Source organism: Methylobacterium fujisawaense, from assembly GCF_039619325.1.
GTDB classification, from domain to species: Bacteria; Pseudomonadota; Alphaproteobacteria; order Rhizobiales; family Beijerinckiaceae; genus Methylobacterium; species Methylobacterium fujisawaense.
Map to the genome: position 1 here is coordinate 926037 of NZ_CP155000.1, position 24954 is coordinate 950990.

Below are 24954 nucleotides of genomic sequence, written 5' to 3' on the forward strand. Positions count from 1 at the left end.
TGCAGACGGGCCACGCAGGCGCGGAAATGCCATGCCGCGGCATGGCTTCGGATTGCGGGCCCGCCGGGCGCCGTGCCACCTCAAGAGTCTCTCGTCGGTTCGGTTCATCCGGCCCTGGGTCAAGGACAGAAGCGCCGCGGAATGCAACAGCCCGCCCTCGACGTCCCTCGCGACCGCCCCGCGACCTTCCTCTTCCTGCAGGGCATCGCGACGCCGTTCTTCTCCGACCTCGGAAAGGCGCTGCGCGCACGGGGACACACTGTCCGGCGCATCAATCTCTGCCCCGGCGACTGGCTGTTCTGGAGCGGCGACGCCGACAATTACCGCGGTCGCCGCGAGGCCTGGGGCGAGTATCTCGAGGCCTATCTCGACCGCGAAACCGTGACCGACATCGTTCTGTTCGGCGATTGCCGGCCGTTCCACAAGGCCGCCCGCATGATCGCCGAGTATCGCGGTCTGCGGGTGCATGTGTTCGAGGAAGGCTATATCCGGCCGAACTGGATCACCTGCGAACTCGGCGGCGTGAACGGCTTCTCGTCCCTCCCCCGGACGGCCGCCGAGATCCGGGCTCTGGCGCGGCGCCTGCCGCAGCCCGGCCGGGCGATGCCCTCGACCGGCGACATGGCCCGCCGCAGCGTCTGGGACGTCGGTTACAACCTCGCCAACGTCCTGTTCCCGTACCTCTTCCCGCATTTCCGCAGCCACCGGCCGACCCATATCGCCGCCGAGTATGCCGGCTGGGTCAAGAAGTTCGCCCGCCGCGCCCATACCCGCCGCGAGGCGGCGCGCTGCGACGAGATCTACCGCGCGGTCGGCTGCGACTACTTCCTGCTGCCGCTCCAGCTCGACAGCGACTACCAGATCCGGGTCCACTCGCCGTTCCTCGGCGTCGAGGGCTTCATGGACCGGGTGATCAAGTCTTTCGCCGACGGCTCCTCGGCGCCGACCCGGCTCCTGGTGAAGCTGCACCCGCTCGACAGCGGCCTGATCAACTGGCGCAAGTTCGCCCGCGCTTCGGCCCGCCGCCACGGCGTCAGCGATCGGCTCGACTTCATCGACGGCGGCGACCTCCCGGCCCTGATCAAGAGCGCCCGCGGCGTGGTCATCGTCAACTCGACGGTGGGGATGCTGTCCCTGGAGATGGGCTGTCCGACCCACGCGGTCGGCACCGCGATCTACAACATGGCCGGCCTGACCCATCAGGGCGATCTCGACAGCTTCTGGAAGAGCCCGACGCCGCCGGAAATGGACCTGATGGCGGATTTCCGCCGCGTCGTCCTGCACCGGACCCAGGTCAATGGCGGCTTCTTTTCCAAGGAAGCGATCGACCGGGCCGTGGCCGGCTCGGTTCCACGGATGGAATCGGCCCTGCCCGATTCGATGCTGGCGGCGGCGCGGGCGGTCGTCGAGGCGGCCGAGCGGGACGGCGAACTCGCGCCGGTCTACTGACCGGCCGGCCGCCGACACGTCTTCATTCGGCGGCCTTTGATGCGGCTTTCGCCGCCGGTGAGTCTTTCGCGACCTTGATCTTTCCATGCGCGGCGGCGTAACCCGCCCCATGCCCCGCATTCTGATCACCGGCGCGTCGAGCGGCATCGGCGCCGCGCTGGCACGCCACTACGCGCAACCCGGCGTGAGCCTCGTCCTCGTCGGACGCAACGCCGAACGCCTGGAGGCGGTCGCCCGCGACTGCCGTGCCAGCGGCGCCACCGCCGAGACCGCCCGCCTCGACACCCGCGACCGGGCCGCCACGGTGGCGCTCGTGCGGCAGGCGGACACGGAGGCGCCCCTCGACCTCGTCATCGCCAATGCGGCGGTGAACGGCGGCAATCAAGAGGGCCAGGTGGAGGCCGAGGACGTCGCCTTCGAGACCGCGGACATCAACTACACCGGCTCGCTCAACGTGATGCTGCCAGCCCTGACGCGGATGCTGGAGCGCGGGCGCGGTCAGATCGTGCTGCTGTCGTCGCTGGCGGCCTACGCGCCGCTTCAGGACGCGCCGGCCTATAGCGGCGCCAAGGCGGCGCTCGTCGCTCACGGCCTCGCCCTGCGCCAGAAGGTCGCGCCCCGGGGCGTGAAGGTCAACGTCGTCACGCCCGGCTACGTGAAGACGCCGATGGGCGGCGAGTTGAAGGGCTGGCGCCCCCTCGAGATCAGTGCCGAGGCGGCCGCCGTGCGCATCGCCAAGGGCATCGCGGCCAACCGCGACGTGATCGCCTTCCCCTTCATCCTCACGGCGCTCGCCCGCACCGTGCTGCTCCTGCCGGAGAACGTCCGCAAGGCCGGCCTCTACGCCTTCCGATTCCAGCGCCGGAAGCGGCGCTGATGGCGCGGCCCCGGATCGCGCTGTTCGTCCTGGAGGCGCTGCCGAACGCCCGCGTGGTGCGCCGGCTCGTCGCCGATTACCGGGCCGACATCGCGTTCGTGGGCCTCTCCAATGCCGAGCGGCCCTCGAGCGGCGGCCTCACCGGCCAGATCCGGCGACATCTCGCGCGCTCGGGCACCGGGATCCTGCCGTATCTGGCGGTCAATTTCGGCCTGCCGGACCTGCTGCGCCCCCTGGCGCCCCTGACCCAGGCGGCGTCCGGAAGCGGCGATGCGCCGGAGGCGACACCGCTCAAGACCCTGTGCCGCCGGCTGGGCATCCCGACCGTGACGGTCGACGACGTCAACGGTCCCGAGGTCGCGCGGACCCTGCGGGACACGGCGCCGGATCTGATCCTCACCTACCATTTCGACCAGATCCTCAAGCCCGAGACGATCGGGCTGGCGCGGCTCGGCGGCATCAACGGACATCCCGGCCTGCTGCCGCGCCACCGCGGTCCGGTGCCGACGATCCACGCCCTCGCCGAGGGCCCCGGCAGCTTCGGCATGACCCTGCACCGGCTGGCGGCCGCGATCGATACCGGGGCGATCCTCGCCCAGGAAGCCGTGCCGCTGCCTGCCGGCACCACCGCCACCCGGGCCGCCGTGGCGCTGCATGCCCACGGGCGCGGAATGCTGGACGGGCTGCTCGACACGATCGACCGGACCGGTAGCCTGCCCGAGGGGCGGACCGAGCCGGTGCTGCCCTACTGCCCATTCCCGGACCGCGCGATGCTGGCCTCCCTGCGCCGCCGCGGGCTGCGTCTGACGGATGGGCAGGATCTCCGCGAGGCGCTGAGCCTCTCCGCCTGGGCGTCTTAACCGCGGGTTAAGGCTGTTCGGCAAGGTTTCGGTCAGATCCTCGCCGTCGACAGGGCCCGCGCATGCCGGATTCCAGCGCCCTCCACTCGGCCTCCAGCGCGCTGGCCGCCGGCCGGCAGGTGCAGAGCGGGCGGATCCGCGCGATCTCCGAGAACCTCGCCAACGCCGATTCGGTCCCGACCACCCCCGGCGGCGCCCCCTATGCGCGCAAGATCGCGGTGTTCACCCCCGTGGTCGCCGACGCCCCCGGAGACCCGATCGGCCGGATCGTCCGCGACACCACCGGCTTCCGCAGCCGCTACGACCCGACCAATCCCGGTGCCGACCTCCAGGGCTATGTCCGCCTGCCGAACGTCAACATCGCGGTGGAATCGGCCGACCTGCAGCGGGTGATCCGGAACTACGAGCTTAGCCTCAACGCCTCGTCGTCGATCAAAACGCTCACGCAGGCCACGATCAACCTGATCGGCTGAATCGGGCGTGCCGCCGGCCGTAGCCGGCGTAGATCGCGAGGCCGATCGCCAGCCAGATCGCGAGGCGGATCCAGGTGTCGGCCGGAAGGGCGGCCATCAGCGTCACGCAGGACAGGATCCCGAGCCCCGCCGTGAGCGTCACCGCCGGCACGCGGAACGGACGCGCCCGGTCCGGGGCGGTGCGGCGCAGGATCAGCACCGTGGCGCAGACGAGGCAGAAGGCCAGGAGCGTGCCGATGCTGACGATCTCGCCGAGCACGTCGATGGGCACGAGCCCCGCGACACCAGCGGTGAACACGCCGATGACGAGCTGGCTCGCCACGGGCACCCGCGTGACCGGGTGGACCCGGCAGAAGATCTCCGGGAGGAGTCCGTCCCGGGCGATGGCGAAGAAGATCCGGCTCTGTCCGTAGAGGGCGGTCAGCGCCGAGGTGGTCAGGCCGATCAGGGCGCCGACCTTGATCACGGTCGAGAACCCCGACAGGCCGATCACGTCCACCGCCTTCGCCACCGGGTCGGCAACGTTCAGATCGCGATAGGGCACGAGGCCGGTGAGGACGGCCGCCATGGCCACGTACAGGATCGTGGTGATCAGGAGCGATCCGATCAGGCCGACCGGCGCGTCGCGCTGCGGCGCCCGGCACTCGCCCGCGGCCGTCGCCACGGTCTCGAAGCCCACGAAGGCGAAGAACACCACCGCGGCGCCGCGGAACACGCCGCTCCAGCCATAGGCGCCGAAGGCGCCGGTATTCTCGGGCACGAAGGGGTGCCAGAGTTCGGGCCGGAGATGGGCGGCTCCGACGCCCACGAAGGCCAGGATGATCGCGACCTTGCAGGCGACCAGCAGCCCGTTGACCAGGGAAGCCTGCTTCGTTGCGCGCATCAGGAGCGCGCTGAGCAGCAGCACGATGCCGACGGCCGGCAGGTTGACGAGGCCGCCATCGCCGGGGGCCCTGGCCAAAGCCGGCGGCAGATGCAGACCGAACTCCGCCGCGAGGGATTGCGCGTAGCCGGACCAGCCGACCGCCACGGTCGCCGCCGCCACGGCGAATTCGAGGACGAGGTCCCAGCCGATGATCCAGGCCGGGAGGTGGCCGAGGCTGGCGCGGGTGTAGGTGTAGGTGGATCCCGCCTCCGGGATCATGGCGGCCAATTCGGCGTAGCACAGGCCGACCAAGCCGCAGGCGATGCCGCCGATCACGAAGGAGAGGCTGAGCGCGGGACCCGCATACTGCGCCGCCGCCGTTCCGGTCAGCACGAAGATGCCGGCGCCGATCGTGGCGCCGAGGCCGATGGCGACGAGGCCCGGAGCGGTGAGGCTCCGGGCGAGCCCACGCCCCTCCCCGGCATCCGCGCACTCATTCTTGGTCATCGCGGGATCCGCCATCGCGTCCCTTCTCCCTCGCCCGGATGGTCATCTGGCACAGTCCATGCCGGGATGCCGGCCTCCCCGGAGGCGTGACCAAATCCGGTCCGGTCCAAGTCCTGTCGTTGGCGGACCAGCCTATCGCGGCACCACGCCCGCGGACCCGTCGGGCGCTCCCGGATCGCGGACGGCAGACGGGGCGGACGTTGCGGCGTCGATCATCCGGGTGTCGGTCCGGAATGCCCGGGCCACGAGGCCGCAGAAGCGGATGAAGGCGCGGCCCTGGGGGGTGATGACGTAGCCATCGGCCGTCTGCGCGACGTTCCCCGAGGCCTGCTGCTCGGACAGGCGCCGCTCCATCTGCCGGAAGGCACCGAGATAGACCGTCTCGAACACCGTCCGCGCCTGCTCCGGGGTGAAGCGCTCCTCGGGATGGGCCGCCATCTGGCCGAGCAGGAACACGCTGATCGAGCGGTCGACCGTCACCGGCAGGATCACGAAGGCGCTCAGGTTGAGGGCCAGCGACAGGACGCAGGCGCCGAGGGCGTCCCGGCGGCGCAGCCCCCAGGCCCGGCCGAGGCCGGCCAGCGCAGCCGTCGCCGCCAGGGTCAGCAGGAAGGCCACGCCCAGCAGGATCAGGCCGCGGTAGAACAGGATGGTCACGCCAGACCAGAGATCCGTCTGGAACAGCACCACGAAGCAGCCGAGGCCGAGGGCGACGGCGCCGGCCTGAAGCAGCGCCTGGGCGCAGAGCCAGCGCACGACCTGTCCGGCGCGCCGGCCTGCGGGGGGCCTGGAGCCGGCGTCAGTCATGAAGATCCTCGACCCGCAGGATCCGGACGAGTGGATCGGCATAGACCGCTTGGTGACGCCAGACCCAGGAATCCGGGCTGCTCCAGGGGGTATCCTGCGCGGTGACGACCAGGGCGCCGATCCCGGCCGTTTCGGCCCGGCGGCGCACCTCGCGACCGTCCAGGCGGTCGCGGAAGATCGGCGCGACATCGGCGAGCCGGGATGCCACGGCCTCGGGCGGGGCGCCGAACAGCCGCGCCTCTGCGTCGGCCACTCCCGTCGGCTGGAGCCCGTAGAGGCCGAAATCGAACACCCGCCGCGGCACCGGTGATTGCTGCAGCACCAGATCCCGGGGCAGGTGCAGGCCGGCCCAGGCATAGGCAGCGCGCAGCGCCCGGTCGATGTCGGGACGGCCGGCCAAGTGGGCGAAGGCGGGCCGGTCGGAGGCGGAATAGGCGCGCATCCCGGCGAAGCCGTAGAGGGTCGTCGCGTATCCGAGGATCAACAGCGTGGCGAGCAGGCCGGGGAACCGGAGCCGCCGCGCCTCGACCAGGCGGCTCAGGGCCACGACGGTCCAGACGAGGGCCGCGACCTGCGCCAGCAGGACCACGCGGGCGCCGAGGTCGTTGTTGAGGATCGCCGAGCGGAGGAAGCCGCCGAGGAGCAGGCTGGCCGCTGCGCAGAGGGTGAGCAACCGTCCCGCCTCCCGGGCATGCGCTTCACGGCGCGGGACGAGCCGCCAGAACAGCAGCGTCCCGGCGGCGAAGACACCCAGCGCCACGTAGTAGTTCAGCGGCAGCAGGACGATCCGGAGCGCGCTCAGGGCGGGCTCGTCGACGAGTCCGTCGAGGGGCCCGAATCGCCGGATCGCGAGTCGGATCGGCGAGCCACCATCGGTCCGGTTGGCCAGGATGCTCAGCAGGCAGGGTGCGGCCAGCGCGGCGCTGAGCAGGCCGGCGACCGCCAACCGGGCCGCGGCGCGCCAGCGGCGCTCCAGGCCCAGCAGCACCAGCCAGATCCCCGCGGCGGTCGCCGTGCCGAGACAGACCCAGACCGACAGGCCCGCGCAGGCCGCGAAGGCCAGGCCCGCGACACCGATCGCCACGGTTTCCGTATGCCGGCTCGGCTGCGTGCGGTCGGCCACCTCGGCCAGGGCCAGGAGGCCGAGCCATCCGGCCAGGGCGCCGGCCACGTGGTGCGGCACCCAGACCAGGGAGGCGGGCCAGTTGAGGACCTGCTCGTTCACCCATTCCGGAATCGGCAGCCAGCTCCCGGACGCGGCCCGATCGGCGAGGACCAGCAGGATGTCGAGGCCGCCCGCCGGCAGCAGAATCAGCACAGCGCGGCGGACGAGCCGGGGCGCGGCGTCTCCCAGGAGGCCGGTCGCGGCCAGGAGCCGGTCCAGCAGGCCGAGGAGCGCGAGACCGGTCCAGAAGGCCAGCCCCGCGAAGGCGGTGCGCCCGTCGACGAGGCGCCCTCCGACCCCGTCGACCAGCGCGGTGAGCGTATAGAACTCATAGTAGTAGCCCGCCCGATCGGGCCGGGCGAAGAAGGGATCCACGGGCGGAAGCCCATGCGCGACGATCGCCCGTGTGAGGGCCGCGTGCTTGACGAGGTCGATGACCGTCACGGGCTGATAGAGGGCGGTGCCGGTGTCGATGTCGATCAGCGCATAGGCCACGACGCCGAGCCAGAGTGCGGCGAGCGCCAGGACCGCCCGGTTGATGGACGTCCGCAGGCTTCGCAGGGCCGGAAGCAGCGCGGCGAGTCCCAACGCGCCATTCGCCAATGCCGCAGCCGGGACGCCCGCTGCCTGGATCACCAGGCTGTCGACGGCGGGCAGGAGCCCGATCCCGAGGAGCGCCCCGCACAGCAGGCGGTCGCCGGCCGCGAGCGCACGGAAGCCCAGGATGCCGGTCAGCCTGCCCAGGGCGTAGCCCGGCAGGAGGACGAGGGGGATGCCGAGCAGCGTCGCCACCACGACGCCGCACGCATCCGAGAGGGTGCCGTTCATCGCCGGGCCGCGTTTCGTGCTCCGGCTCAGCTACCACGCACGCGTTAACCGTTCCCTTGGGAAATCCGGGGCCTCTTGGTGCGGTCGCTTCGCGCCCTGTCCTGGCGCGGGATCGGGGCCGGTTCCACGAGCGTTCCGCCTGTCCCGGCCGGGCGCGCGAGGGCGTCGCTCGCGCGACGCCCGTTCCCAGACGGGTGCTGCGCCAGCGGGCCGCGGCTTGGCACGACCCGCCCCGGCCCGGCGGGGCCGGCAAGCGGTTCGCCGCGAGAACGGTCCAGTCGCGACCGCTTCGCCCAGGGCTGGCATAATTGCCGATTTCGTGTATGGATCGCGCGGCCTCGACCCGGGTTACCGGGCGGGGCTTGAGCCGCTTGGCGCTGTGACCGTGCTGGACGACATCCCGGCACCGGCCGAACGCTGAGCCCGCGCGCGCCCGAACGGGGCGCCGCATCCGACCAGCACAACCCGAAAGGCATGCGATGTCGATCACGGCAGAGCGCAAGACCGCGCTCATCAAGGAACACCGCAAGGACGCCAAGGACACCGGGTCCCCCGAGGTCCAGGTGGCGATCCTCACCGAGCGGATCACCAACCTGACCGGCCACTTCAAGACCCACGGCAAGGACAACCATTCCCGCCGCGGCCTCCTGAAGCTGGTCTCGCAGCGCCGCTCGCTGCTCGACTACGTCAAGCGCAAGGACGAGGCCCGCTACCGCGCCCTCATCGAGCGTCTCGGCATCCGCCGCTAAGGCGCGTTTCGCGCGGTTCCGGGCCCGGCCCGGGGCCGCGTTTCACCATCGCGGGCTGCCGGAATGGGTCCGGCCTCCCGACAAACGGGCCGCTTCGAGGCGCCGGCATCGGGGCAGGATCGCACGACACTTCAGCGGGAAGTGTCGCGCCGTCTTGCCCCCGGGCGGCGCCGGGCCAGGCTCGTCGCAGGCAAGGAAGAGATCAAGAATGTTCGACGTTCAACGCGAAGAGCTGATGTGGGGCGACCGCAAGCTCGTCCTCGAGACCGGCAAGGTCGCCCGTCAGGCCGACGGCGCCGTGGTCGCCACCTACGGCGAGACCTCGGTGCTCGCCACCGTGGTCGCCACGAAGGAGCCCAAGCCCGGCATCGACTTCATGCCGCTCACCGTGAACTACCAGGAGCGGGCCTACGCGGCCGGCCGCATCCCCGGCGGCTACTTCAAGCGCGAGGGCCGTCCCTCCGAGAAGGAGACCCTGGTCTCCCGCCTGATCGACCGCCCGATCCGTCCGCTCTTCGTCGAGGGCTGGCGCAACGACACGCAGGTCGTCGTCACCGTCCTGACCCACGACCTCGAGAACGATCCCGACATCGTCGCCATGGTGGCGGCCTCCGCGGCCCTGACCCTGTCGGGCGTCCCGTTCATGGGCCCGATCGGCGGCGCCCGCGTCGGCTACATCAACGGCGGCTACCGGCTGAACCCGCTGGTCACCGAGACCAAGGAGGAATCCAGCCTCGATCTCGTCGTCGCCGGCACGCAGGACGCGGTGCTGATGGTCGAGTCTGAGGCGCGTGAGCTCTCCGAGGACGTGATGCTCGGCGCCGTGATGTTCGGCCACAAGCATTTCCAGCCGGTGATCGAGGCGATCATCCGCCTGGCCGAGAAGGCCGCCAAGGAGCCGCGCGACTTCAAGGCTCCCGAGAACGCCGACGTCGAGAAGGCGGTCCTGGAGATCTGCGAGACGGAGCTGCGCGCCGCCTACACCAAGACCGTCAAGCAGGAGCGCTACGCCGCCGTCGACGCCGTGAAGGCGAAGGTGATGGCCGCCCTCTGCCCCGAGGGTGCCGAGAAGTTCCCGGCCGAGAAGGTCAAGGCCGCCTTCAAGGAAGCCCAGTCGAAGGTCGTGCGCTGGAACGTGCTCGACACCGGCTCGCGCATCGACGGCCGTGACCTGAAGACGGTCCGCCCGATCGTCTCCGAGGTCGGCGTCCTGCCCCGCGCCCACGGCTCGTCGCTGTTCACCCGCGGCGAGACCCAGGCCCTCGTGGTCGCCACGCTCGGCACCGGTGAGGACGAGCAGTTCATCGACTCGCTGGAAGGCACCTACAAGGAGCGCTTCCTGCTTCACTACAACTTCCCTCCCTATTCCGTCGGCGAGACCGGCCGGATGGGCTCCCCCGGCCGTCGCGAGATCGGCCACGGCAAGCTGGCGTGGCGGGCGATCCGCCCGGTCCTGCCGCCGGCCCACGAGTTCCCCTACACGATCCGCGTCGTGTCGGAGATCACCGAGTCGAACGGCTCGTCCTCGATGGCCTCGGTCTGCGGCGGCTCGCTGTCGCTGATGGATGCGGGCGTGCCCCTGCGCCGTCCCGTGGCCGGCATCGCCATGGGCCTCATCCTCGAGGGTGAGCGCTTCGCGGTCCTGTCCGACATCCTGGGCGACGAGGATCATCTCGGCGACATGGACTTCAAGGTGGCCGGCACGGACGAGGGCGTGACCTCGCTCCAGATGGACATCAAGATCGCCGGCATCACCGAGGAGATCATGCGGGTCGCCCTCGACCAGGCGAAGGACGGGCGCGCCCACATCCTCGCCGAGATGGCCAAGGCGTTGACCGCTGCCCGTCCGGAGCTCGGCGAGTACGCGCCGCGCATCGAGACGATGCAGATCCCGACCGACAAGATCCGTGACGTGATCGGCACCGGCGGCAAGGTGATCCGCGAGATCGTCGAGAAGACCGGCGCCAAGATCAACATCGAGGATACCGGCATCGTCAAGATCGCCTCGGCCGACGGCAAGGCGATCAAGGCGGCCTACAACTGGATCCGCTCGATCGTGGCGGAGCCGGAGGTCGGCGTGATCTACGACGGCACGATCGTGAAGTGCATGGAGTTCGGTGCCTTCGTGAACTTCTTCGGCGCCAAGGACGGCCTCGTCCACATCTCGGAACTCGCCGCCCAGCGGGTCGCCAAGGTGCAGGACGTCGTCAAGGAGGGCGACAAGGTCAAGGTGAAGTTCCTCGGTCAGGACGACCGCGGCAAGATCCGCCTGTCCATGAAGGTCGTCGATCAGCAGACCGGCGAGGACATTACCGAGAAGGTGAAGGCCGAGCGCGATTCCAGCCGCGGCGAGCGGGACGGCGAGTCCCGCGAGCCCCGCGAGGGCGGCCGCCACCGCGGCGAGCGCCGCCGCGAGGCGGGCGAGTAAGCGCACGCACGCACCCCGTGCGGGCTTCGGCCGGCGCGGGATGGTTCAGATGGGCGCGGTCCTTCGGGGCCGCGCCCTTTTTCATGGCGCATCGCCCCGCCTCCGCCCGGAGCGGTGCCCCCTCCCTCATCGCGGGCGCGGCGACGCGCACTTGAATGGAGCCTGCCCGGTTCGACCGCATGGGGGCTGCGATGAGTGGCTTCGCGACGGTTCACGTCCCGGCTGCACACGCACCCAAGCGGAGTCGCTGCCACGCCTGGGCATGACCCGTCTTGGCGATCAGCGCCCGTCGCTCGTCATCTCGCGAGTGGGGCGACGGCCCAAGCCGTTCCGGGTTTCAGGACATCGCGCGTCTGCGCGATCCACGCGGACAAGGGCGCCAGCCGAAGACCAAACGGCGGATACAGGCCCTGCGCCTTCGATGTGTAAGAGGCCTGATCGACGGCGACCGGTGATCCGCGAGGGCGATCACCCAGTCCGGAGGACACGCATGCGCGGCCTCCGCGAGGTGCCGCAGCACGGCCCGCGGAGTCTCCGGCCCGGCGGCGCGTCCACGGCGTCGTCGAGCACCCGCAGCCTCGCCTCGGCGGGGCACGGGCCGGCGTAGCGCTAGGGCGCCGCGCTGGAACACCGGGAGCGTAAGCGAGGACCAGGATCGCCGCCGCGTCCGACACCCTGCGCGACGGGTCCGGCGGCATCCGCGGCCGCCCCGTCCGACGGCGAAGGGAACGCAGCCGGCGCGCCCGCGTTCGACCGGCGACCTTCACAACAGGGATCCGTCCATGGCCAACGACATGATGCACGACATCTTCAGCGGGGAGCCGAACATCTCCACCACCGAGCGCGCTGTCTCGGTGGCTCTCGGGCTCGGGATCGCGGCCGTGGCCGCGCAGCCCCGGCCCAACAAGCTTCTGAGCCTGCTGGCGCTCGTCGTCGGCGTCGGCCTGGCGGTGCGTGGCGCGACCGGTCACTGCGCCGTGAAGGCCGCCTCCGAGCATTTCTGAGCGGGCAGGCCGATCGGACGACAAAGAAAAGGGGCGCCCCGCGGGGCGCCCCTCATCGTTTCCGGGTCGGCCGGAAGGATCAGTAGGTGGTGGTGCGGCGGCCGGCGATCATGCCGTAGATGAACAGAACCACCACGGCGCCCACGATGGCGCCGATGAAGCCCGCTCCCTGGTTCGGCCCGTACCAGCCCACGGCCTGGCCGAGGAACGTCGCCACGAAGGCGCCGACGATGCCGAGGATCGTCGTCAGGATGAAGCCCGCCGGCTCATTCGGTCCCGGCATGAGAAACTTGGCGATGACGCCCGCGAGGAAACCGATGATGATGGTCCAGAGGATACCCATAACAAACCCCAAAGCATGACTGTCGATGGCGGCAGAACGCTTCGAGACCCGCGACGGTTGCCCGCACCCTGCCCCGCGGTGACGATTTTCCGCGTGTTCCAGCGGTGCGTGCGTGTGTGGCCCTTTACGGCCGGGTAGGTGCGACGGCAGATACGCCGGTTCTCAAGGTTGTGGAGGCGGGTATGGACATTCAGCGGATCGAGCCGGGCAAGCGGATGTCGCAGGCCGTCGTCTTCGGCGACATGGTCTATCTCGCCGGTCAGGTCGCGTCCGACACGGTCGGCACCGGGGTGACGATCCAGACCCAGCAGATCCTGTCGGAGATCGACCGTCTCCTGGCCGCCGCCGGCAGCGACAAGGCGCGCATCCTCGCGGCCACGATCTACCTCGCCGACATCGCCACCTTCGCGGAGATGAACGCCGCGTGGGATGCCTGGGTCTCCCCGGAGAACCCGCCGGCGCGCGCCACCGTCGAGGCCAAGCTCGCGGCGCCCGAGTACCTCGTGGAGATCGTGATCGTGGCCGCGAAGAGCCGATGAGCGGCCGCCGTCGCTCGGTGCTGGCGGCCGCCGCGGCCGCCCTGCTGGGAGGCGTCCTGGCGGCCCTGCCCCTCGTGCGGCCCGCCCAGGCCGCCGAGGAGCGGGTCGTCAACATCTACAATTGGTCGGATTACATCGACCCGAAGGTGCTCGAGGCCTTCACCCGCGAGACCGGCATCAAGGTCGTCTACGACACCTACGACAACAACGAGATCCTGGAGACCAAGCTGCTCGCCGGCCGGTCCGGCTACGACATCGTCGTGCCGTCGGGGCCCTACCTGCAGCGGCTGATCCGGGCCGGCGCCTTCCTGCCGCTGGACAAGTCCAAGCTCAAGAACCTCGGCAATCTCTGGCCGGAGGTCACCAGCCGGCTGGCGGCCTACGACCCCGGCAACACCTATGCCGTCGACTACATGTGGGGCACGACCGGCATCGGCTACAACGTCGCCGCCGTCCGCGAGCGGCTGGGTCCCAATGCGCCGCTGAACTCTTGGAGCGTCGTCCTCAATCCCGCTTCGGCGAACAAGCTGAAGGAGTGCGGGATCATGATGCTCGACAGCCCCGAGGATCTGATCCCCAGCCTGCTCCCGGTCTTCGGGGCCAAGGCGGATTCGAAGCGCTGGGACGACCTGACCCTGGTGACCGACGCCCTCTACAAGGTGCGCGGCGCCGTGCGGAAGTTCCACTCGTCGGAATACATCCAGGCGCTGGCCAACGGCGATATCTGCCTGGCGGTGGGCTATTCCGGCGACATCATGCAGGCCAAGCGCCGGGCCGAGGAGGCCAAGAACGGGATCGACATCGCCTACGTGGTGCCGAAAGAGGGCGCACTGATGTGGTTCGACACCTTCGCGATCCCGAAGGATGCCGCCCACCCGGCCGAGGCCCTGGCCTTCATCGACTACATGATGCGGCCCGATGTGGCGGCGGCCAACACCAACTTCGTGTCCTATGCCAGCGGCAACCTCGCGGCGAAGAAATTCGTGAAGCCCGAGATCCTGAACAATACCGGCATCTACCCGGACGAGGCGACGATGCAGCGCCTGTCGATCAACACCGCCTGGGACGACCGCACCCAGCGCTTCGTCACCCGGCTCTGGACCCGGGTCCGCACCGGGCGCTGACGGGCGAGAGCCGGGGGGGCGTGTGCCTGTCGGCTCCCCGCCGATGCGATGTTCCGCGGGGGCTTCGCGGCGGATCGGACGGATGGGGCGTGGCCGGCCCGGGCATGCCTTGGCCGCGCTGACGCGTCGGACCCTGTGGATGCCCCGTCAGCGCGCCTCGTCCAGCGGGATGTCGTGATTGATCAGCCAGGTGCGGACGGCGGAGCGGGTCTGCCGCGCGGCATCGTTCAGCAGATGATCGGGCGTCGTGAAGAAATACGGCTGGAATGTCTTCTGCTGTGCATTGCGCAGCGTCGGGTCGAGGCCGGCCTGAAGCAGCCTCAGCACCCACGGATTGGCCGCACCGACCTGCGCTGCCAGATGGAGCAGGGAATTGCCGGTGTCATCGACCCGGTTCGGATCCGCGCCGGCCTGCAGCAGCGACGCAATCTGTGCCTCCCGGCGATTCTGGACTGCACGGAACAGGGGCGTCCAGTGACGGGGCACGCTCACAGGATCGACCGGCGCGCCGTGCCGCAGCAGGATCTCCAGATAGTGCGGATCCTCGACCATCGCCGCCATGTGCATGACGGTCTCTTGGTCGAGGCCCGGTTCGGACGGGTCGGCGCCGGCCTCGAGAAGCGCGGACAATGCGCGCGGCTGCCCGTTCCAGATTGCCCATTCGAGGAGGGTCATGTTCTGGTCGCCGCGGTCGGACAGGTTCACGCCCGGGGCCAGCGCGGCGATGCCGGCGAGATCGCCGCGGGCGACGGCGGCGGCGATGGGCGCGAGGTGCAGCCCTCGGAACGGGTCCCTGTGATGCCCCATCGGTATGGACATGACCGATCGCTCCCCGGCGCCCCGTGATTCGGCGCTGTGTGATGCGGTCCATGTGATCGGAAAGGACAGGGCCCCTGCAAGGCCCGCTGCCGGGGACAAGCGCAGGCGCTCGGCAGCCTCGCCTCTCCCGCCCGCATCGTCCGGGACAGTGCCGCGGGCGGCCGTCACAGGCCGCCCGCGGCGATGCTCAGGTAAGATGAAACGGGCGATCTAGTGCTTCAGATCGTCCGGAACCTTGCCGCCGTTCTCGGCGAGCTTCTGCATGACCTGCTTGTGCAGCCAGATGTTCATGCTGGCCGAATCGTCCTTGTCGCCGGTGTAGTGCAGCTCGTCGGCGAGCTGCTTGCGCGAGGCGAGACCGGAATCGAGGCCCAGCAGCTTCATCAGGTCGACGATCGAGTGGCGCCAGTCGAGGTTCTGCGGGTTCTTCTCGGCGAGGCCGGTGAGGACCGCCGCGACGTCCACGGGTTCGCCGCCGGCGGTGCCGGGGGCCGACGGGGTGGACGGGGCGCTCGTGCCGGTCGTGCCGCCGGAGGGGGCGGGGGCCGCGTCCGCGCTACCCCCGCCGAACGGATGGAGGATTTTGCTGACGATGCTGCCGAGAAGGCTCATGGATCCGCTCCGATGATCGAGGCCCGATCTCCGCACCGGGCGGCCATTCAACTGGCTGTGAGGCCGGGCGTTCCGAGACTCGGCGGGGGCCGGGCGATCAGATCGGCTTAAAGAGGGCGCCGACGAGCGCGGCCCGCTCCTGCGCGAGCGTGCCGTGCGGGCCCGGTTGGCCGGCGCGGCCGTACCAGTAGCGCGCATTGCCGTCATCGCCCTCGATCCGGTGGAGATGGGCGTGCACCCAGGCGGCATCGGGCCCGGCGGCGTCCTGAACGAGGCGGTGGGCCCGGTCCCAGGCGGCGGAGGCGGGTCCGGACGGATCGTGGGCGAGCCACCAGAGCGCGGCGAGCGGTGCGGGCCAGCCGGGCGGCGGCTCGGGCGCCGAGAGTGTCGCGGTGAAGGCGGCGGGCAGGCTCTCGGTCACGGCTCTCTCCCTCCCGCGCCGGTTCAGCGACCGGCGGCGCGCTCCGGCTGCCAGCGGCCGCGGCGCTGGCGGGCGGACCACGCGTAGCGGGCATCGCCGTCGAGGCAGTCGAGATGGTCGGCGAGGCGGTTGCGTTCAAGCCAGGACAAGGCCGCCTCCAGCTCGGGCAGGGTCATGGTCGCACGACCCTTGCCGAGGACGCGCTTGAGCACGGCGTTGTACCGGTGGGCGAGGTTGCCGCCGCGGGGCACCCGCAGGGACGTCTCGTCCTCGACCGCCTGGGCCGCCACCGCGGCGGCGAGCCGCTGGCGCAGGGTCCGCTCGGTGATCGACGGCGGTTCGGGCGCGGGTGTCGTGGGGACAGGCTCGGGCAGGCGGGGGCGCAGCAGGGCGTAGCGCAGCCCGATCGCGTTGCTCTCCAGGGGCGTGATCCCGGCCGGCTCGTCGTCGCGCCAGCGGGTCCGCTCGGGCACGATGGCGCTCGCCGGCCGCTCGCGGGGCGGCCGCACGCTGCTGCCCTGCTCGGTCTCCAGTTCCAGGCGGAACCGGGCGAAGAGCGGGTCGTCGGGGTGGAAGATCAGGGCCTGCTGCCCGTCGTAGGGGCCCGCATGCGGATCGACCCGGGTGGCCCGGGCGAGCATTTGCTCCAGCCAGGGCCGCGAGCGGATATGGGTCAGCGCTGCGACCACCGCGACCTCGGGGGCGTCGAGGCCCTCATACGCCATGGCCACCGTCACCAGCACGGCCGGTTCCGGCGTGAGCCGGAACGCGGCGAGCGCCGCGTGGGCGTCGCCCTGGCCGGAGGTCGCGAGCCGGACGTCGCGCTCGCCCTGCCCGGCCGGCATCCAGTCCCGCAGGGTGGCGAGGTAGGCCCGCGCGCTCGCCTGATCGGGCGCCACCACGAGGAGCTTGCCGAGCCCCCGGGCCGGCTCGCCGGGCTGGAGATCCCGCTCGGCCCGGCGCCGGGCACGCAGGCGCTTCGTGGCGAAGAAGGCCTCGCTCAGCAGGTCGCGGGCGAAGCCGGTCCGCAGGGCGGTGAACAGGGCCGGCCGGGTGGTGATCCGGACCGAGCCCGCACCCAGCCGGTGCGGGCCGACCCGCGGACTGTCGCCGGCGATCCGGCCGCCCTCCAGCCAGCTGGCCTCGCCGTCGATGGCGCCGAAGGTCACCGGCAGCACCGCCCGCTCGGCCAGCGCCTGCGCCCGCGAATAGCCGATCACCGCGAGGCCGGGCGCGTCGAGGTCGAGATCCGGCCCGCGGCCGGGCGCAGCGGGCTGATAGGGCAGGCCGAGGATGCGTCGCCCGTCCGCGCGCTCCAGCGTCCCGGACAGATAGAGGCGAATGGCCGCTGCCTCCATGACGGGCAGCATCGCTCGGGACCACGCCCCCGCTTCCGCGTCCTCGGCGGCGTTCTCATCGGCGCCGGGCCGTCCGGGCACCGGCAGGTGATGGACCTCATCGACGACCAGCAGGGTCCGGTGCGCCCGGGCTTCCGCGAGGTGGAGCGCCGGGGCGGCGGCGACCGCCTGATAGGTGGTGACGTAGCCGGCCAGACCCCGCGCCGGGTCGCGCTCGTTGTCCGCCGCCCGCACGCTGAGGGCGTGCCCGAACGCGGCGCGCCAGAGTGGGTCGGCGAAAGCCTCCTCCGCCTGCAATCGCAGGGAATCCCGCGGCACCACCCAGACCACGCGTTCGACGAGCCCGGCGGCGATCAGCCCGTGCGCGGCGATCACCGGCAGCAGCGACTTGCCGCCGCCCGGCGTCACCGCGGCCAGGATCTTCCGGACATGGGCCGCCTCGCCGCGCGCCATGGCCGCGACCAGGGCCATCAGCGTGCGCTGGTGGGACCGCAGAGACGGGGCGGGGCGGGTCAAGGGCCGGCGAAGCAGGATGACATCCGCGCACCGTGGCCGATCCGGAATCCTTTGTGAATCCCTGGAGTCGCGGAACGTTCGCGTTTTCGTCCCCCTCCCCGAGGGGCGGACAGGGAGGCGCTCGCGCGGTGCGATCGATCGAAACCGCACCGCTCTCCACGGTTGCTGCACGCGCCAACGCGGATCAGCTCACCATAAGCGTTGACACCCGGCCGCCCCCTCACCATAAGGGCGCCGCGGGTAAGAAACCTGCCTTGGGGGAATGTCCCGAGCGGCAAAGGGGGCGGACTGTAAATCCGCTGCGTAAGCTTCGTAGGTTCGAGTCCTACTTCCCCCACCAAGTCCTTCCCGATCCCGTCAGCCCTGTTTCGCCAATGCGGCCTCGATGCGCGCGGCTGCGGCGGCGGAGAATCCCTTCCCTTCGAGCCCCTGTCCCGCGGCCGCCTGGCCGGTGAGCGTGCGGCGCTTGCCCTTCGGCAGATGCGCCTGCCGAAGGGCGTGGGCGTCCCGATGGCTGGCATGGGTGATCGCGATGGCCAGCGCGTCGGCGGCGTCCGCCACGCGGAACTCGGCCTTCGGCAGGAGGAAGCGCACCATCGCCTGGATCTGCACCTTCTCGGCGTGACCGGAGCCCGCCACGGTCTTCTTGATCAGGTTCGCGGCGTATTCGAACACGGGCAGGCCGGCGAGGGCCGGCACCACCAGCGCCATCGCCCGGGCGTGACCCAGCTTGAGCGTCGCCTGCGCGTCCTTGTTGACGAAGGTCTCCTCCACGGCGACCTCGTCGGGCCGCACGGTCTCGACGATGCGGCTGATCCCCTCGAACAGCTCGCGCAGGCGCAGGGCCAGCGGCAGGTCGCCGTCCGAGGTCACGACGCCGCAATCGCCGTAGGTGAGCTTCGTGCCCTGCGCGGTGATCAGGCCCCAGCCGGTGCGGCGCAGGCCGGGATCGATGCCGAGGATGCGGATGGGGGTTGTCATGGGGCTCCACGGCTCGGTGAACGGCCCGAGGCTGCCGTACGTATCGTGAACGCCCGGTTTCACCAAGGTACGGTCTTAAGCTCCCAGCAAGGATGATCCGGTGGAGTAACACCATGAGCGCGCACGAAACCGAAGGCGATCGGCTGCTGTTTCCGGGCGATGCCCGTCTCCGCGCGGCCGTCCAGGCCTGGATCGAGGGGCTGGCGCGCGAGCGGCGAATGTCGCCCAACACCGTCGAGGCCTACGGGCGCGACCTCCGTCAGTTTCTCCACCACCTCGCGTCGCGACAGAGCACGCCGACCATCCCGATGCTCGTCGGCTTGAAGGTGCGGGACATCCGCGCCTTCATGGCGGCGCGCCGGGCCGAGGATGTCTCCGGGCGCTCGCTGATGCGCATGCTCGCGGGCCTGCGCTCCTTCGCACGCTTCCTCGAACGCGAGGGCTTCGGCACCGTCTCGGCCCTGGGCGGCGTGCGCTCGCCCAAGGTTCCGCGGCGGCTTCCGCGACCCCTGCCCGTCAGCGCCGCCGTGGCGTTGACCGACACGGCGATTCGCGCCGGCGAGGAACGCGCGCCCTGGGTTCTCGCCCGGGATGCCGCCGTGCTGGCGCTGCTCTACGGCGCAGGCCTGCGCATCTCCGAGGCCCTCGGACTGACTCGCCGCGACGCGCCCCTGCCCGGGGTCGACCAGGTCACCGTGCTCGGCAAGGGCGGCAAGCAGCGCATGGTGCCGATCCTGCCCGTGGTGGCGCAGGCCGTGGCCGACTACCTCGCCGCCTGCCCGCTGCCGCTGCCGCCGGAGGGGCCGCTCTTCGTCGGCGCGCGCGGGGGGGCCCTGTCGCCGCGGATCATCCAGTATACGGTGGCCCGCGCGCGGGGAGCCCTCGGCCTGCCCGACAGCGCCACGCCGCACGCCCTGCGGCACTCCTTCGCCACCCATCTGCTGGCCCGCCAGGGTGAATTGCGCGCGATCCAGGAACTCCTCGGCCACGCCTCCCTGTCCACCACTCAGCTCTACACCCAGGTCGATGCCGCCCGTCTCATGAGCGCCTACGCGGCGGCCCATCCCCGGGCGGGTCGCTGATCAAGAGTGCTGGAAGTTTCGACTTCGGGGCTGTTCAACATCATCTATAGACGCGTCATCCGATCGGCTCATTGCACAACCGCACTTTTTAAGAGCTTCGTCACGATCTTCAGCCACTATGAGCATCAACATTCGGATCGGCTTGGGCGGGCGTCATGGAGCTTGAGGACGGAGGGGCGCCGGCACGTGTCGTGATCGCGGATTGCGATCCGGGCCGGCGCCTCTCCCTGCGAGAGATCGTCCTGCGCTTCGATCCACGCGCCGTGATCGACGAGGCGACCTCCGGTCAGGCGCTCTGCGACATCCTGCTGCGTCACCGCCCGACTCTGGCCTTCGTCGGGCTTCAGCTTGACGACCTGAGCGGGCCCGAAGCCGTCGCCGTGGCGCGTCGCGCGGGTGCGGAGCCGCCCTGTCTGGTTCTGGTCGCCACCCGCGTCCTGCCGCACTGGCAGGAGATCGCCACCAGCCTCGGGGCTTACGAGGTCCTGAAGACCCCCCTCGATCCAGGCCATATCGAGCAGCTGCTCCACGCCGATGCCCGGCGCCGCGCCCCGACCCGGGCTCTGCTCGCCTGCTCGACCCCGGCGGGGCGCTCGGCCATCAGCCGCGTCGTGGCGCGCAGCGGCTTCGCCATCGACCTCGACGAGACGGATGACGGACGCCACGCCCTCAGGCAGCTGAAGTTTGCCGCCTACGACTTCGCCTTCATCGACGTGAAGCTCGGTGGCATCGACGGACTCGAACTGGCCTGCCAGATCCAGCCCCTCAGCCTTCCGACCCGGATCACACTGTTGACGACGTCCGAGCTGGAGCCCGTCGCCCAGGCCGGCCGCTACTTCGGCGTCGATGCGGTCCTGCGAATGCCGTTCTACGCCCGCGACATCGACCTCGCCTTGCACAACGCCCTGGGCCTGCGCAGGCCCTACCTGCTCAACGCCCTGACGGCGCCGCCCGCACCGAGTGCCCTCCTGCGGATCGCCGACCTGCCGAACTCCCGGCGCAAGATCGCCTGATCCCGCCGCCGGCAGGCGGCCGCGATCTCCCAGCCTCTTTCTGAGGTGCCCGCGAAGCGGGCCTCGAAGGAGGGCTTCGGGGAGCGCGACGGTCTCCGGCGCCCTCCCGCATGGTCTGCGCTGCGCTCCGGCGACTCAGGACAAGGGGCAGTTCGGTCAGCCGCCTTTTGTCCCAGCGCCCCTGCGGATGGACGCTCGTGCGTCCGCCCGCCACTCAGACGTGGATCGCGCGCTTGCTCACCGCCAGGGCGGCTTCCTTGACGGCCTCGGTCAGCGTCGGATGCGCGTGGCAGGTCCGGGCGATGTCCTCCGAGGAGGCACCGAACTCCATCGCCACCGCCGCCTCGGCGATCAGGTTGCCGGCATCCGCGCCGACGATGTGCACGCCCAGCACCCGGTCGGTCTGGGCGTCGGCCAGCACCTTCACGAAGCCGTCCGTGGTGCCGTTCGCCTTGGCCCGGCCGTTGGCCGTGAAGGGGAACTTGCCGGCGTTGTAGGCGACGCCGTCCTTCTTCAACTCCTCCTCGGTCTTGCCCACCGAGGCGACCTCCGGGAACGTGTAGACCACGTTCGGGATCACGCCGTAGTTCACGTGGCCGGACTGGCCGGCCAGCATCTCGGCCACCGCGACGCCCTCGTCCTCGGCCTTGTGGGCCAGCATCGGGCCGGCAATCACGTCACCGATGGCGTAGATGCCGGTGACGTTGGTGGCGTAGTGCGAGTCCGTGAGGATCCGGCCCTTGTCGTCCCGCTGGACGCCCACCGTGTCGAGGCCCAGGCCCTCCGTGTAGGGGACCCGGCCGATGCAGACGAGGACCGCGTCCGCCTGGAGCGTTTCCGCCGCGCCGCCCGCGGCCGGCTCCACGGTGACGGTCGCGCCGCCCTTCTTGCCGACCTCGACGCCGGTCACCTTGGTGGACAGCTTGAAGGCGATGCCCTGCTTGGTCAGGATCCGCTGGAACTGCTTGCCGACCTCTCCGTCCATGCCGGGCAGCACCCGGTCGAGATACTCGACCACGGTGACCTCGGAGCCGAGCCGGCGCCAGACGGAGCCCAGCTCCAGCCCGATCACGCCGGCGCCGATGACCAGGAGCTTCTTCGGCACCCGGTCGAGCTCCAGGGCGCCGGTCGAGGAGACCACCACCTTCTCGTCGATGGTGACGCCGGGCAGCCGTGCCACGTCCGAGCCGGTGGCGATGACGATGCTCTTGGTCTCGAGCATCTGGTTGCCGCCATCCTCGGACACGACCTCGACCCGGCCGGCACCCGCGATCCGGCCGGTGCCGTGGAAGGTCTCGACCTTGTTCTTCTTGAGCAGGAACTCGACGCCCTTGGTGTTGCCCGCCACGCCCTCGGCCTTGAAGGCCATCATCTTCTTCAGGTCGAGCTTCGGCGTGCCGACATCGATGCCGAGATCGGCGAAATGCGTGTTGGCCTCCTCGAACGCCTCGGAGGCGTGCAGCAGGGCCTTGGACGGGATGCAGCCGACATTGAGGCAGGTGCCGCCATGGGTCGCGCGCTTCTCGACCACGGCGGTCCGCAGGCCGAGCTGCGCCGCGCGGATGGCGCACACGTAGCCGCCGGGACCGGTGCCGATGACGACGAGATCGTAGGACATGAGGCTTCGCTTCCGCTCGGTCGTGCCGCGTGTGAGACGGGCAGGGAATGTCAGGTCGGGCTGAGGCTCAGCGGCCGCCGCCGACGTCGAGGATGGCGCCCGTGGTGTAGGAGGCCTCCTCCGAGAGCAGCCACACGATCGGTGCGGCCACCTCCTCGGCGGTGCCGGCCCGCTTCATCGGGACGCCCGGGCCGAGGCGCTCCACCCGGTCCGGCTCGCCGCCGCTGGCATGGATCTCGGTGGCGATGATGCCGGGCGCCACCGCGTTGACCCGGATGCCTTCGGCGGCCACCTCCCGGGCGAGCCCGATCGTCAGCGCGTCGATGGCCCCCTTCGAGGCGGCGTAATCCACGAACTGACCGGGGCCGCCCAGCCGCGCCGCCACCGAGGACAGGTTGACGATGGAGCCCCCTGCCCCGCCGCGCTTGGTCGACATCCGCCGGACCGCCTCGCGGGCGCACAGGAAGCTGCCGACCACGTTGGTTGTCATCATCCGCCGAAGCCGGCCCTCGGTCATGTCGGCGACGTCGGACTTCACGTCGACGACGCCGGCATTGTTGACCAAAGCCGCGAGGCGCCCGAGCCCGTCGGCCGCCCTGAACAGCGCGATGACGTCGGCCTCGCTGCCGACATCGCCCTTCACGGCGAGCGCCTTGCCGCCCTTGGCGGTGATCGCGTCCACCACGGTCTTGGCTGCGGCGGCGTCCGACACGTAGCTCAGGCAGACCGCGTAGCCGCGCTCCGCGAGAAGCAGCGACACGGCCCGGCCGATGCCGCGGCTGCCGCCGGTGACGATCGCAACCCTGTTCTCAGCGCCCGACATGACGACCTCAGAGGTCCAGCACGAGCCGCGCCGGATCCTCCAGCGCCTCCTTCACCCGCACCAGGAAGGTCACGGCCTCCTTACCGTCGACGATGCGATGATCGTACGACAGCGCGAGGTACATCATTGGCCGGGCCTCGATCTTGCCGGCCCGGACCACCGGGCGCTCCTCGATGCGGTGCATGCCGAGGATGCCCGATTGCGGCGCGTTGAGGATCGGCGTCGACATCAGCGAGCCGTAGATGCCGCCGTTGGTGATCGTGAAGGTGCCGCCCTGCATCTCCTCGATGGAGAGCTTGCCGTCGCGGGCCTTCTTGCCGAAGCCCGCGATCTTCTTCTCGATGCCGGCGATCGACAGGTCGTCGGCGTCGCGCACCACCGGCACGACGAGCCCCTTATCGGTCCCGACCGCGATGCCGATGTGGTAGTAGTTCTTGTAGACGAGGTCCTGCCCGTCGATCTCGGCGTTCACCGCCGGCACGTCCTTGAGGGCGCCGATCACCGCCTTGGTGAAGAAGCCCATGAAGCCGAGCTTCGTGCCGTGCTTCTTCTCGAAGATATCCTTGTACTGGCTGCGCATCGCCATCACGGCCGACATGTCGACGTCGTTGAACGTCGTCAGCATCGCCGCCGTGTCCTGCGCGTCCTTGAGGCGGCGCGCGATGGTCTGGCGCAGCTTCGTCATCCGCACGCGTTCCTCGCGCGCGGCGTCGTCCGGCGCCGAAGGCGCGCGCGGCAGGGTCGGTCGGGCCTCCTTGGCGGGCGCGGCCGACGGGCCCTTTGCGATGGCGCCGAGCATGTCGCCCTTGGTGACGCGGCCGTCCTTGCCGGAGCCACTGACCGCCGACGGGTCGACGCCGGATTCCCGGGCGAGCTTCGCCACCGCCGGGCCGTTGTCGCCCACCGGGCGCTGCTGGGCTGCCGCCGGAGCGGCGCCGTCGCCGTGGTTGCCGTAGCCGGCAGAGGATTCCTGGGCGGGCGCTTCGGCCTTCGCGGGGGCGGCGGCCTTCGGGGCCTCGCTCCGGCTCTCGGCTTTGATCTCGGCGGCCTCCTTCGGGGCCTCCTTGGGGGCGGCCTTCTTGCTGCTGCCGGCCGCGCCGGCCTCGACGATCGAGCCGAGCAGGGCGCCGGGCTCCACGGTCTCCCCATCCTTGACCAGGATCTCGCCGAGCTCGCCGGCCGCCGGGGCGTTGACCTCCAGGGTGACCTTGTCGGTCTCGAGCTCGACGATCGGCTCGTCGGCCGCGACCGTGTCGCCGGGCTTCTTGAACCAGCGGCCGATCGTGGCCTCGCTCACGGATTCGCCGAGGGTCGGGACGAGGATGTCGGTTGCCATGCTCTCTTCTGCCCCGCGGGGGGCCTCCTCTGGATGTCGGGCCGCGACGTCAGCGCCGCAGGATCAGGGATGGAACGGGCGAGACGGTGTACCGGAAGCCTGCCTGCGCCATCAGGACGGGATCTGCTTCACCGAGCGCCTCGGCCTGGGCCGCGTCGTCGGCCTCGACCAGGGCTAGGCCCCAGGTGCCGCCGGACTCGAAGACGGGCCCGACCGCGATGGCGGCCCCTGCGGCCGCCTGCTCCATCCAGTAGCCCGAATGGGCCGAGAACAGCGCCTTCTCGGCCTCCGTCGCGTCGAACGGGAAGCTCGGGCGGGGCGGTTCCAGACGGAGCAGGAAATAGGCCATGGCCGGAT

The 24954-nt window shown here is 70.8% G+C and carries 24 protein-coding genes and 1 tRNA gene; 12 read left to right on the top strand and 13 right to left on the bottom strand.

Going from position 1 to position 24954, the window contains the following annotated elements; genetic code table 11:
• Positions 1 to 141 precede the first annotated feature (141 nt).
• The 4 genes from ABC766_RS04355 (at position 142) to ABC766_RS04370 (ending at position 3659) form a co-directional block, all read left to right on the top strand.
• Positions 142 to 1449 (top strand): capsule biosynthesis protein, encoded by a 1308-nt coding sequence (locus ABC766_RS04355; protein WP_043348864.1) that lies wholly within the window; start codon positions 142 to 144, stop codon positions 1447 to 1449.
• Positions 1450 to 1558: 109 nt separating this feature from the next.
• Positions 1559 to 2326 carry an SDR family NAD(P)-dependent oxidoreductase gene (locus ABC766_RS04360; RefSeq protein WP_345821236.1) on the top strand — a complete coding sequence of 256 codons (768 nt, stop codon included), beginning with the start codon at positions 1559 to 1561 and terminating at the stop codon, positions 2324 to 2326.
• Complete coding sequence (locus tag ABC766_RS04365; RefSeq protein ID WP_345821237.1) at positions 2326 to 3186, top strand: formyltransferase family protein; 861 nt, start codon at positions 2326 to 2328, stop codon at positions 3184 to 3186. Before ABC766_RS04360 ends, ABC766_RS04365 begins: the two co-directional genes overlap by 1 nt.
• Positions 3187 to 3248: 62 nt before the next feature.
• Positions 3249 to 3659: a flagellar basal body rod C-terminal domain-containing protein gene (locus tag ABC766_RS04370; RefSeq protein ID WP_345821238.1), complete on the top strand. Its 411-nt coding sequence runs from the start codon at positions 3249 to 3251 to the stop codon at positions 3657 to 3659.
• Here ABC766_RS04370 and ABC766_RS04375 read toward each other — a convergent pair.
• From ABC766_RS04375 to ABC766_RS04385, 3 genes are all read right to left on the bottom strand, one after another.
• Positions 3643 to 5031, bottom strand: a complete 1389-nt coding sequence (locus ABC766_RS04375; protein WP_345821239.1) for an amino acid permease — start codon at positions 5029 to 5031, stop codon at positions 3643 to 3645. The genes ABC766_RS04370 and ABC766_RS04375 overlap by 17 nt on opposite strands.
• Before the next feature lie 132 nt (positions 5032 to 5163).
• Complete coding sequence (locus tag ABC766_RS04380; protein WP_345821240.1) at positions 5164 to 5838, bottom strand: hypothetical protein; 675 nt, start codon at positions 5836 to 5838, stop codon at positions 5164 to 5166.
• Complete coding sequence (locus tag ABC766_RS04385; protein WP_345821241.1) at positions 5831 to 7831, bottom strand: hypothetical protein; 2001 nt, start codon at positions 7829 to 7831, stop codon at positions 5831 to 5833. The genes ABC766_RS04380 and ABC766_RS04385 overlap by 8 nt, the downstream gene beginning before the upstream one ends.
• A 479-nt stretch (positions 7832 to 8310) precedes the next feature.
• On the opposite strand from ABC766_RS04385, the gene rpsO reads away from it, so the two are divergent.
• The 3 genes from rpsO (at position 8311) to ABC766_RS04400 (ending at position 12012) form a co-directional block, all read left to right on the top strand.
• Positions 8311 to 8580 carry a 30S ribosomal protein S15 gene (gene rpsO / locus ABC766_RS04390; protein ID WP_012317943.1) on the top strand — a complete coding sequence of 90 codons (270 nt, stop codon included), beginning with the start codon at positions 8311 to 8313 and terminating at the stop codon, positions 8578 to 8580.
• A gap of 208 nt (positions 8581 to 8788) precedes the next feature.
• On the top strand, positions 8789 to 11008 hold the full coding sequence (gene pnp, locus ABC766_RS04395; protein ID WP_345821242.1) for a polyribonucleotide nucleotidyltransferase: 2220 nt from the start codon (positions 8789 to 8791) through the stop codon (positions 11006 to 11008).
• A gap of 782 nt (positions 11009 to 11790) precedes the next feature.
• Positions 11791 to 12012, top strand: coding sequence for a YgaP family membrane protein (locus ABC766_RS04400; RefSeq protein ID WP_043354986.1), 222 nt, complete (start codon positions 11791 to 11793; stop codon positions 12010 to 12012).
• 79 nt (positions 12013 to 12091) lie between these two features.
• Here ABC766_RS04400 and ABC766_RS04405 read toward each other — a convergent pair whose 3' ends face one another.
• The gene (locus ABC766_RS04405) at positions 12092 to 12355 is read right to left on the bottom strand and encodes a GlsB/YeaQ/YmgE family stress response membrane protein (protein WP_043354988.1); all 264 of its coding nucleotides are present in this window, start codon (positions 12353 to 12355) and stop codon (positions 12092 to 12094) included.
• A gap of 182 nt (positions 12356 to 12537) precedes the next feature.
• Between ABC766_RS04405 and ABC766_RS04410 the strand changes: the two genes are divergently transcribed.
• Both ABC766_RS04410 and ABC766_RS04415 read left to right on the top strand, forming a co-directional pair.
• Positions 12538 to 12894 carry a RidA family protein gene (locus ABC766_RS04410; RefSeq protein WP_043354990.1) on the top strand — a complete coding sequence of 119 codons (357 nt, stop codon included), beginning with the start codon at positions 12538 to 12540 and terminating at the stop codon, positions 12892 to 12894.
• Positions 12891 to 14018, top strand: coding sequence for a polyamine ABC transporter substrate-binding protein (locus ABC766_RS04415; protein ID WP_345821243.1), 1128 nt, complete (start codon positions 12891 to 12893; stop codon positions 14016 to 14018). Before ABC766_RS04410 ends, ABC766_RS04415 begins: the two co-directional genes overlap by 4 nt.
• Positions 14019 to 14165: 147 nt before the next feature.
• Here the strand turns inward: ABC766_RS04415 and ABC766_RS04420 are convergent, their stop codons facing one another.
• The 4 genes from ABC766_RS04420 to ABC766_RS04435 all read right to left on the bottom strand — a co-directional run bounded on the left by ABC766_RS04420 (position 14166) and on the right by ABC766_RS04435 (position 17744).
• On the bottom strand, positions 14166 to 14837 hold the full coding sequence (locus tag ABC766_RS04420) for an ankyrin repeat domain-containing protein (RefSeq protein ID WP_345821244.1): 672 nt from the start codon (positions 14835 to 14837) through the stop codon (positions 14166 to 14168).
• Between the two features lie 210 nt (positions 14838 to 15047).
• Positions 15048 to 15449: a DUF3597 domain-containing protein gene (locus ABC766_RS04425; protein WP_345821245.1), complete on the bottom strand. Its 402-nt coding sequence runs from the start codon at positions 15447 to 15449 to the stop codon at positions 15048 to 15050.
• A gap of 97 nt (positions 15450 to 15546) precedes the next feature.
• Entirely contained in the window at positions 15547 to 15870 is a 324-nt protein-coding gene (locus ABC766_RS04430; protein ID WP_043388869.1) for a hypothetical protein, read from the bottom strand.
• Positions 15871 to 15893: 23 nt separating this feature from the next.
• Positions 15894 to 17744 (bottom strand): DEAD/DEAH box helicase, encoded by a 1851-nt coding sequence (locus tag ABC766_RS04435; RefSeq protein ID WP_345821246.1) that lies wholly within the window; start codon positions 17742 to 17744, stop codon positions 15894 to 15896.
• A 256-nt stretch (positions 17745 to 18000) separates the two neighbouring features.
• Between ABC766_RS04435 and ABC766_RS04440 the strand changes: the two genes are divergently transcribed.
• A tRNA-Tyr gene (locus ABC766_RS04440) sits at positions 18001 to 18084 on the top strand.
• 17 nt (positions 18085 to 18101) lie between these two features.
• On the opposite strand, the gene ruvC is transcribed toward ABC766_RS04440, so the two are convergent.
• Complete coding sequence (ruvC, locus tag ABC766_RS04445; protein WP_043388865.1) at positions 18102 to 18725, bottom strand: crossover junction endodeoxyribonuclease RuvC; 624 nt, start codon at positions 18723 to 18725, stop codon at positions 18102 to 18104.
• A gap of 113 nt (positions 18726 to 18838) precedes the next feature.
• Between ruvC and ABC766_RS04450 the strand changes: the two genes are divergently transcribed.
• Together ABC766_RS04450 and ABC766_RS04455 are read left to right on the top strand one after the other, a co-directional pair.
• Positions 18839 to 19807, top strand: a complete 969-nt coding sequence (locus ABC766_RS04450) for a tyrosine recombinase XerC (RefSeq protein WP_345821247.1) — start codon at positions 18839 to 18841, stop codon at positions 19805 to 19807.
• A gap of 155 nt (positions 19808 to 19962) precedes the next feature.
• Positions 19963 to 20820: a response regulator gene (locus ABC766_RS04455; protein ID WP_043354938.1), complete on the top strand. Its 858-nt coding sequence runs from the start codon at positions 19963 to 19965 to the stop codon at positions 20818 to 20820.
• Positions 20821 to 21034: 214 nt separating this feature from the next.
• Here the strand turns inward: ABC766_RS04455 and lpdA are convergent, their stop codons facing one another.
• From lpdA to ABC766_RS04475, 4 genes are all read right to left on the bottom strand, one after another.
• Entirely contained in the window at positions 21035 to 22438 is a 1404-nt protein-coding gene (lpdA, locus tag ABC766_RS04460; protein WP_043756043.1) for a dihydrolipoyl dehydrogenase, read from the bottom strand.
• 67 nt (positions 22439 to 22505) lie between these two features.
• Complete coding sequence (locus ABC766_RS04465) at positions 22506 to 23261, bottom strand: SDR family oxidoreductase (protein ID WP_345821248.1); 756 nt, start codon at positions 23259 to 23261, stop codon at positions 22506 to 22508.
• A 7-nt stretch (positions 23262 to 23268) separates the two neighbouring features.
• On the bottom strand, positions 23269 to 24597 hold the full coding sequence (odhB, locus tag ABC766_RS04470; protein WP_345821250.1) for a 2-oxoglutarate dehydrogenase complex dihydrolipoyllysine-residue succinyltransferase: 1329 nt from the start codon (positions 24595 to 24597) through the stop codon (positions 23269 to 23271).
• A gap of 49 nt (positions 24598 to 24646) precedes the next feature.
• Positions 24647 to 24946 carry a YciI family protein gene (locus ABC766_RS04475; RefSeq protein ID WP_043388853.1) on the bottom strand — a complete coding sequence of 100 codons (300 nt, stop codon included), beginning with the start codon at positions 24944 to 24946 and terminating at the stop codon, positions 24647 to 24649.
• Positions 24947 to 24954: the final 8 nt, after the last annotated feature.

What these genes read in the sequence shown, in the direction of transcription:
- ABC766_RS04355 (WP_043348864.1), top strand. Translation starts at nt 142, where the DNA reads ATGCAACAGCCCGCCCTCGACGTCCCTCGCGACCGCCCCGCGACCTTC.
- ABC766_RS04360 (WP_345821236.1), top strand. Translation starts at nt 1,559, where the DNA reads ATGCCCCGCATTCTGATCACCGGCGCGTCGAGCGGCATCGGCGCCGCG.
- ABC766_RS04365 (WP_345821237.1), top strand. Translation starts at nt 2,326, where the DNA reads ATGGCGCGGCCCCGGATCGCGCTGTTCGTCCTGGAGGCGCTGCCGAAC.
- ABC766_RS04370 (WP_345821238.1), top strand. Translation starts at nt 3,249, where the DNA reads ATGCCGGATTCCAGCGCCCTCCACTCGGCCTCCAGCGCGCTGGCCGCC.
- ABC766_RS04375 (WP_345821239.1), bottom strand. Translation starts at nt 5,031, where the DNA reads ATGACCAAGAATGAGTGCGCGGATGCCGGGGAGGGGCGTGGGCTCGCC.
- ABC766_RS04380 (WP_345821240.1), bottom strand. Translation starts at nt 5,838, where the DNA reads ATGACTGACGCCGGCTCCAGGCCCCCCGCAGGCCGGCGCGCCGGACAG.
- ABC766_RS04385 (WP_345821241.1), bottom strand. Translation starts at nt 7,831, where the DNA reads ATGAACGGCACCCTCTCGGATGCGTGCGGCGTCGTGGTGGCGACGCTG.
- rpsO (WP_012317943.1), top strand. Translation starts at nt 8,311, where the DNA reads ATGTCGATCACGGCAGAGCGCAAGACCGCGCTCATCAAGGAACACCGC.
- pnp (WP_345821242.1), top strand. Translation starts at nt 8,789, where the DNA reads ATGTTCGACGTTCAACGCGAAGAGCTGATGTGGGGCGACCGCAAGCTC.
- ABC766_RS04400 (WP_043354986.1), top strand. Translation starts at nt 11,791, where the DNA reads ATGGCCAACGACATGATGCACGACATCTTCAGCGGGGAGCCGAACATC.
- ABC766_RS04405 (WP_043354988.1), bottom strand. Translation starts at nt 12,355, where the DNA reads ATGGGTATCCTCTGGACCATCATCATCGGTTTCCTCGCGGGCGTCATC.
- ABC766_RS04410 (WP_043354990.1), top strand. Translation starts at nt 12,538, where the DNA reads ATGGACATTCAGCGGATCGAGCCGGGCAAGCGGATGTCGCAGGCCGTC.
- ABC766_RS04415 (WP_345821243.1), top strand. Translation starts at nt 12,891, where the DNA reads ATGAGCGGCCGCCGTCGCTCGGTGCTGGCGGCCGCCGCGGCCGCCCTG.
- ABC766_RS04420 (WP_345821244.1), bottom strand. Translation starts at nt 14,837, where the DNA reads ATGTCCATACCGATGGGGCATCACAGGGACCCGTTCCGAGGGCTGCAC.
- ABC766_RS04425 (WP_345821245.1), bottom strand. Translation starts at nt 15,449, where the DNA reads ATGAGCCTTCTCGGCAGCATCGTCAGCAAAATCCTCCATCCGTTCGGC.
- ruvC (WP_043388865.1), bottom strand. Translation starts at nt 18,725, where the DNA reads ATGACAACCCCCATCCGCATCCTCGGCATCGATCCCGGCCTGCGCCGC.
- ABC766_RS04450 (WP_345821247.1), top strand. Translation starts at nt 18,839, where the DNA reads ATGAGCGCGCACGAAACCGAAGGCGATCGGCTGCTGTTTCCGGGCGAT.
- ABC766_RS04455 (WP_043354938.1), top strand. Translation starts at nt 19,963, where the DNA reads ATGGAGCTTGAGGACGGAGGGGCGCCGGCACGTGTCGTGATCGCGGAT.
- lpdA (WP_043756043.1), bottom strand. Translation starts at nt 22,438, where the DNA reads ATGTCCTACGATCTCGTCGTCATCGGCACCGGTCCCGGCGGCTACGTG.
- ABC766_RS04465 (WP_345821248.1), bottom strand. Translation starts at nt 23,261, where the DNA reads ATGTCGGGCGCTGAGAACAGGGTTGCGATCGTCACCGGCGGCAGCCGC.
- odhB (WP_345821250.1), bottom strand. Translation starts at nt 24,597, where the DNA reads ATGGCAACCGACATCCTCGTCCCGACCCTCGGCGAATCCGTGAGCGAG.
- ABC766_RS04475 (WP_043388853.1), bottom strand. Translation starts at nt 24,946, where the DNA reads ATGGCCTATTTCCTGCTCCGTCTGGAACCGCCCCGCCCGAGCTTCCCG.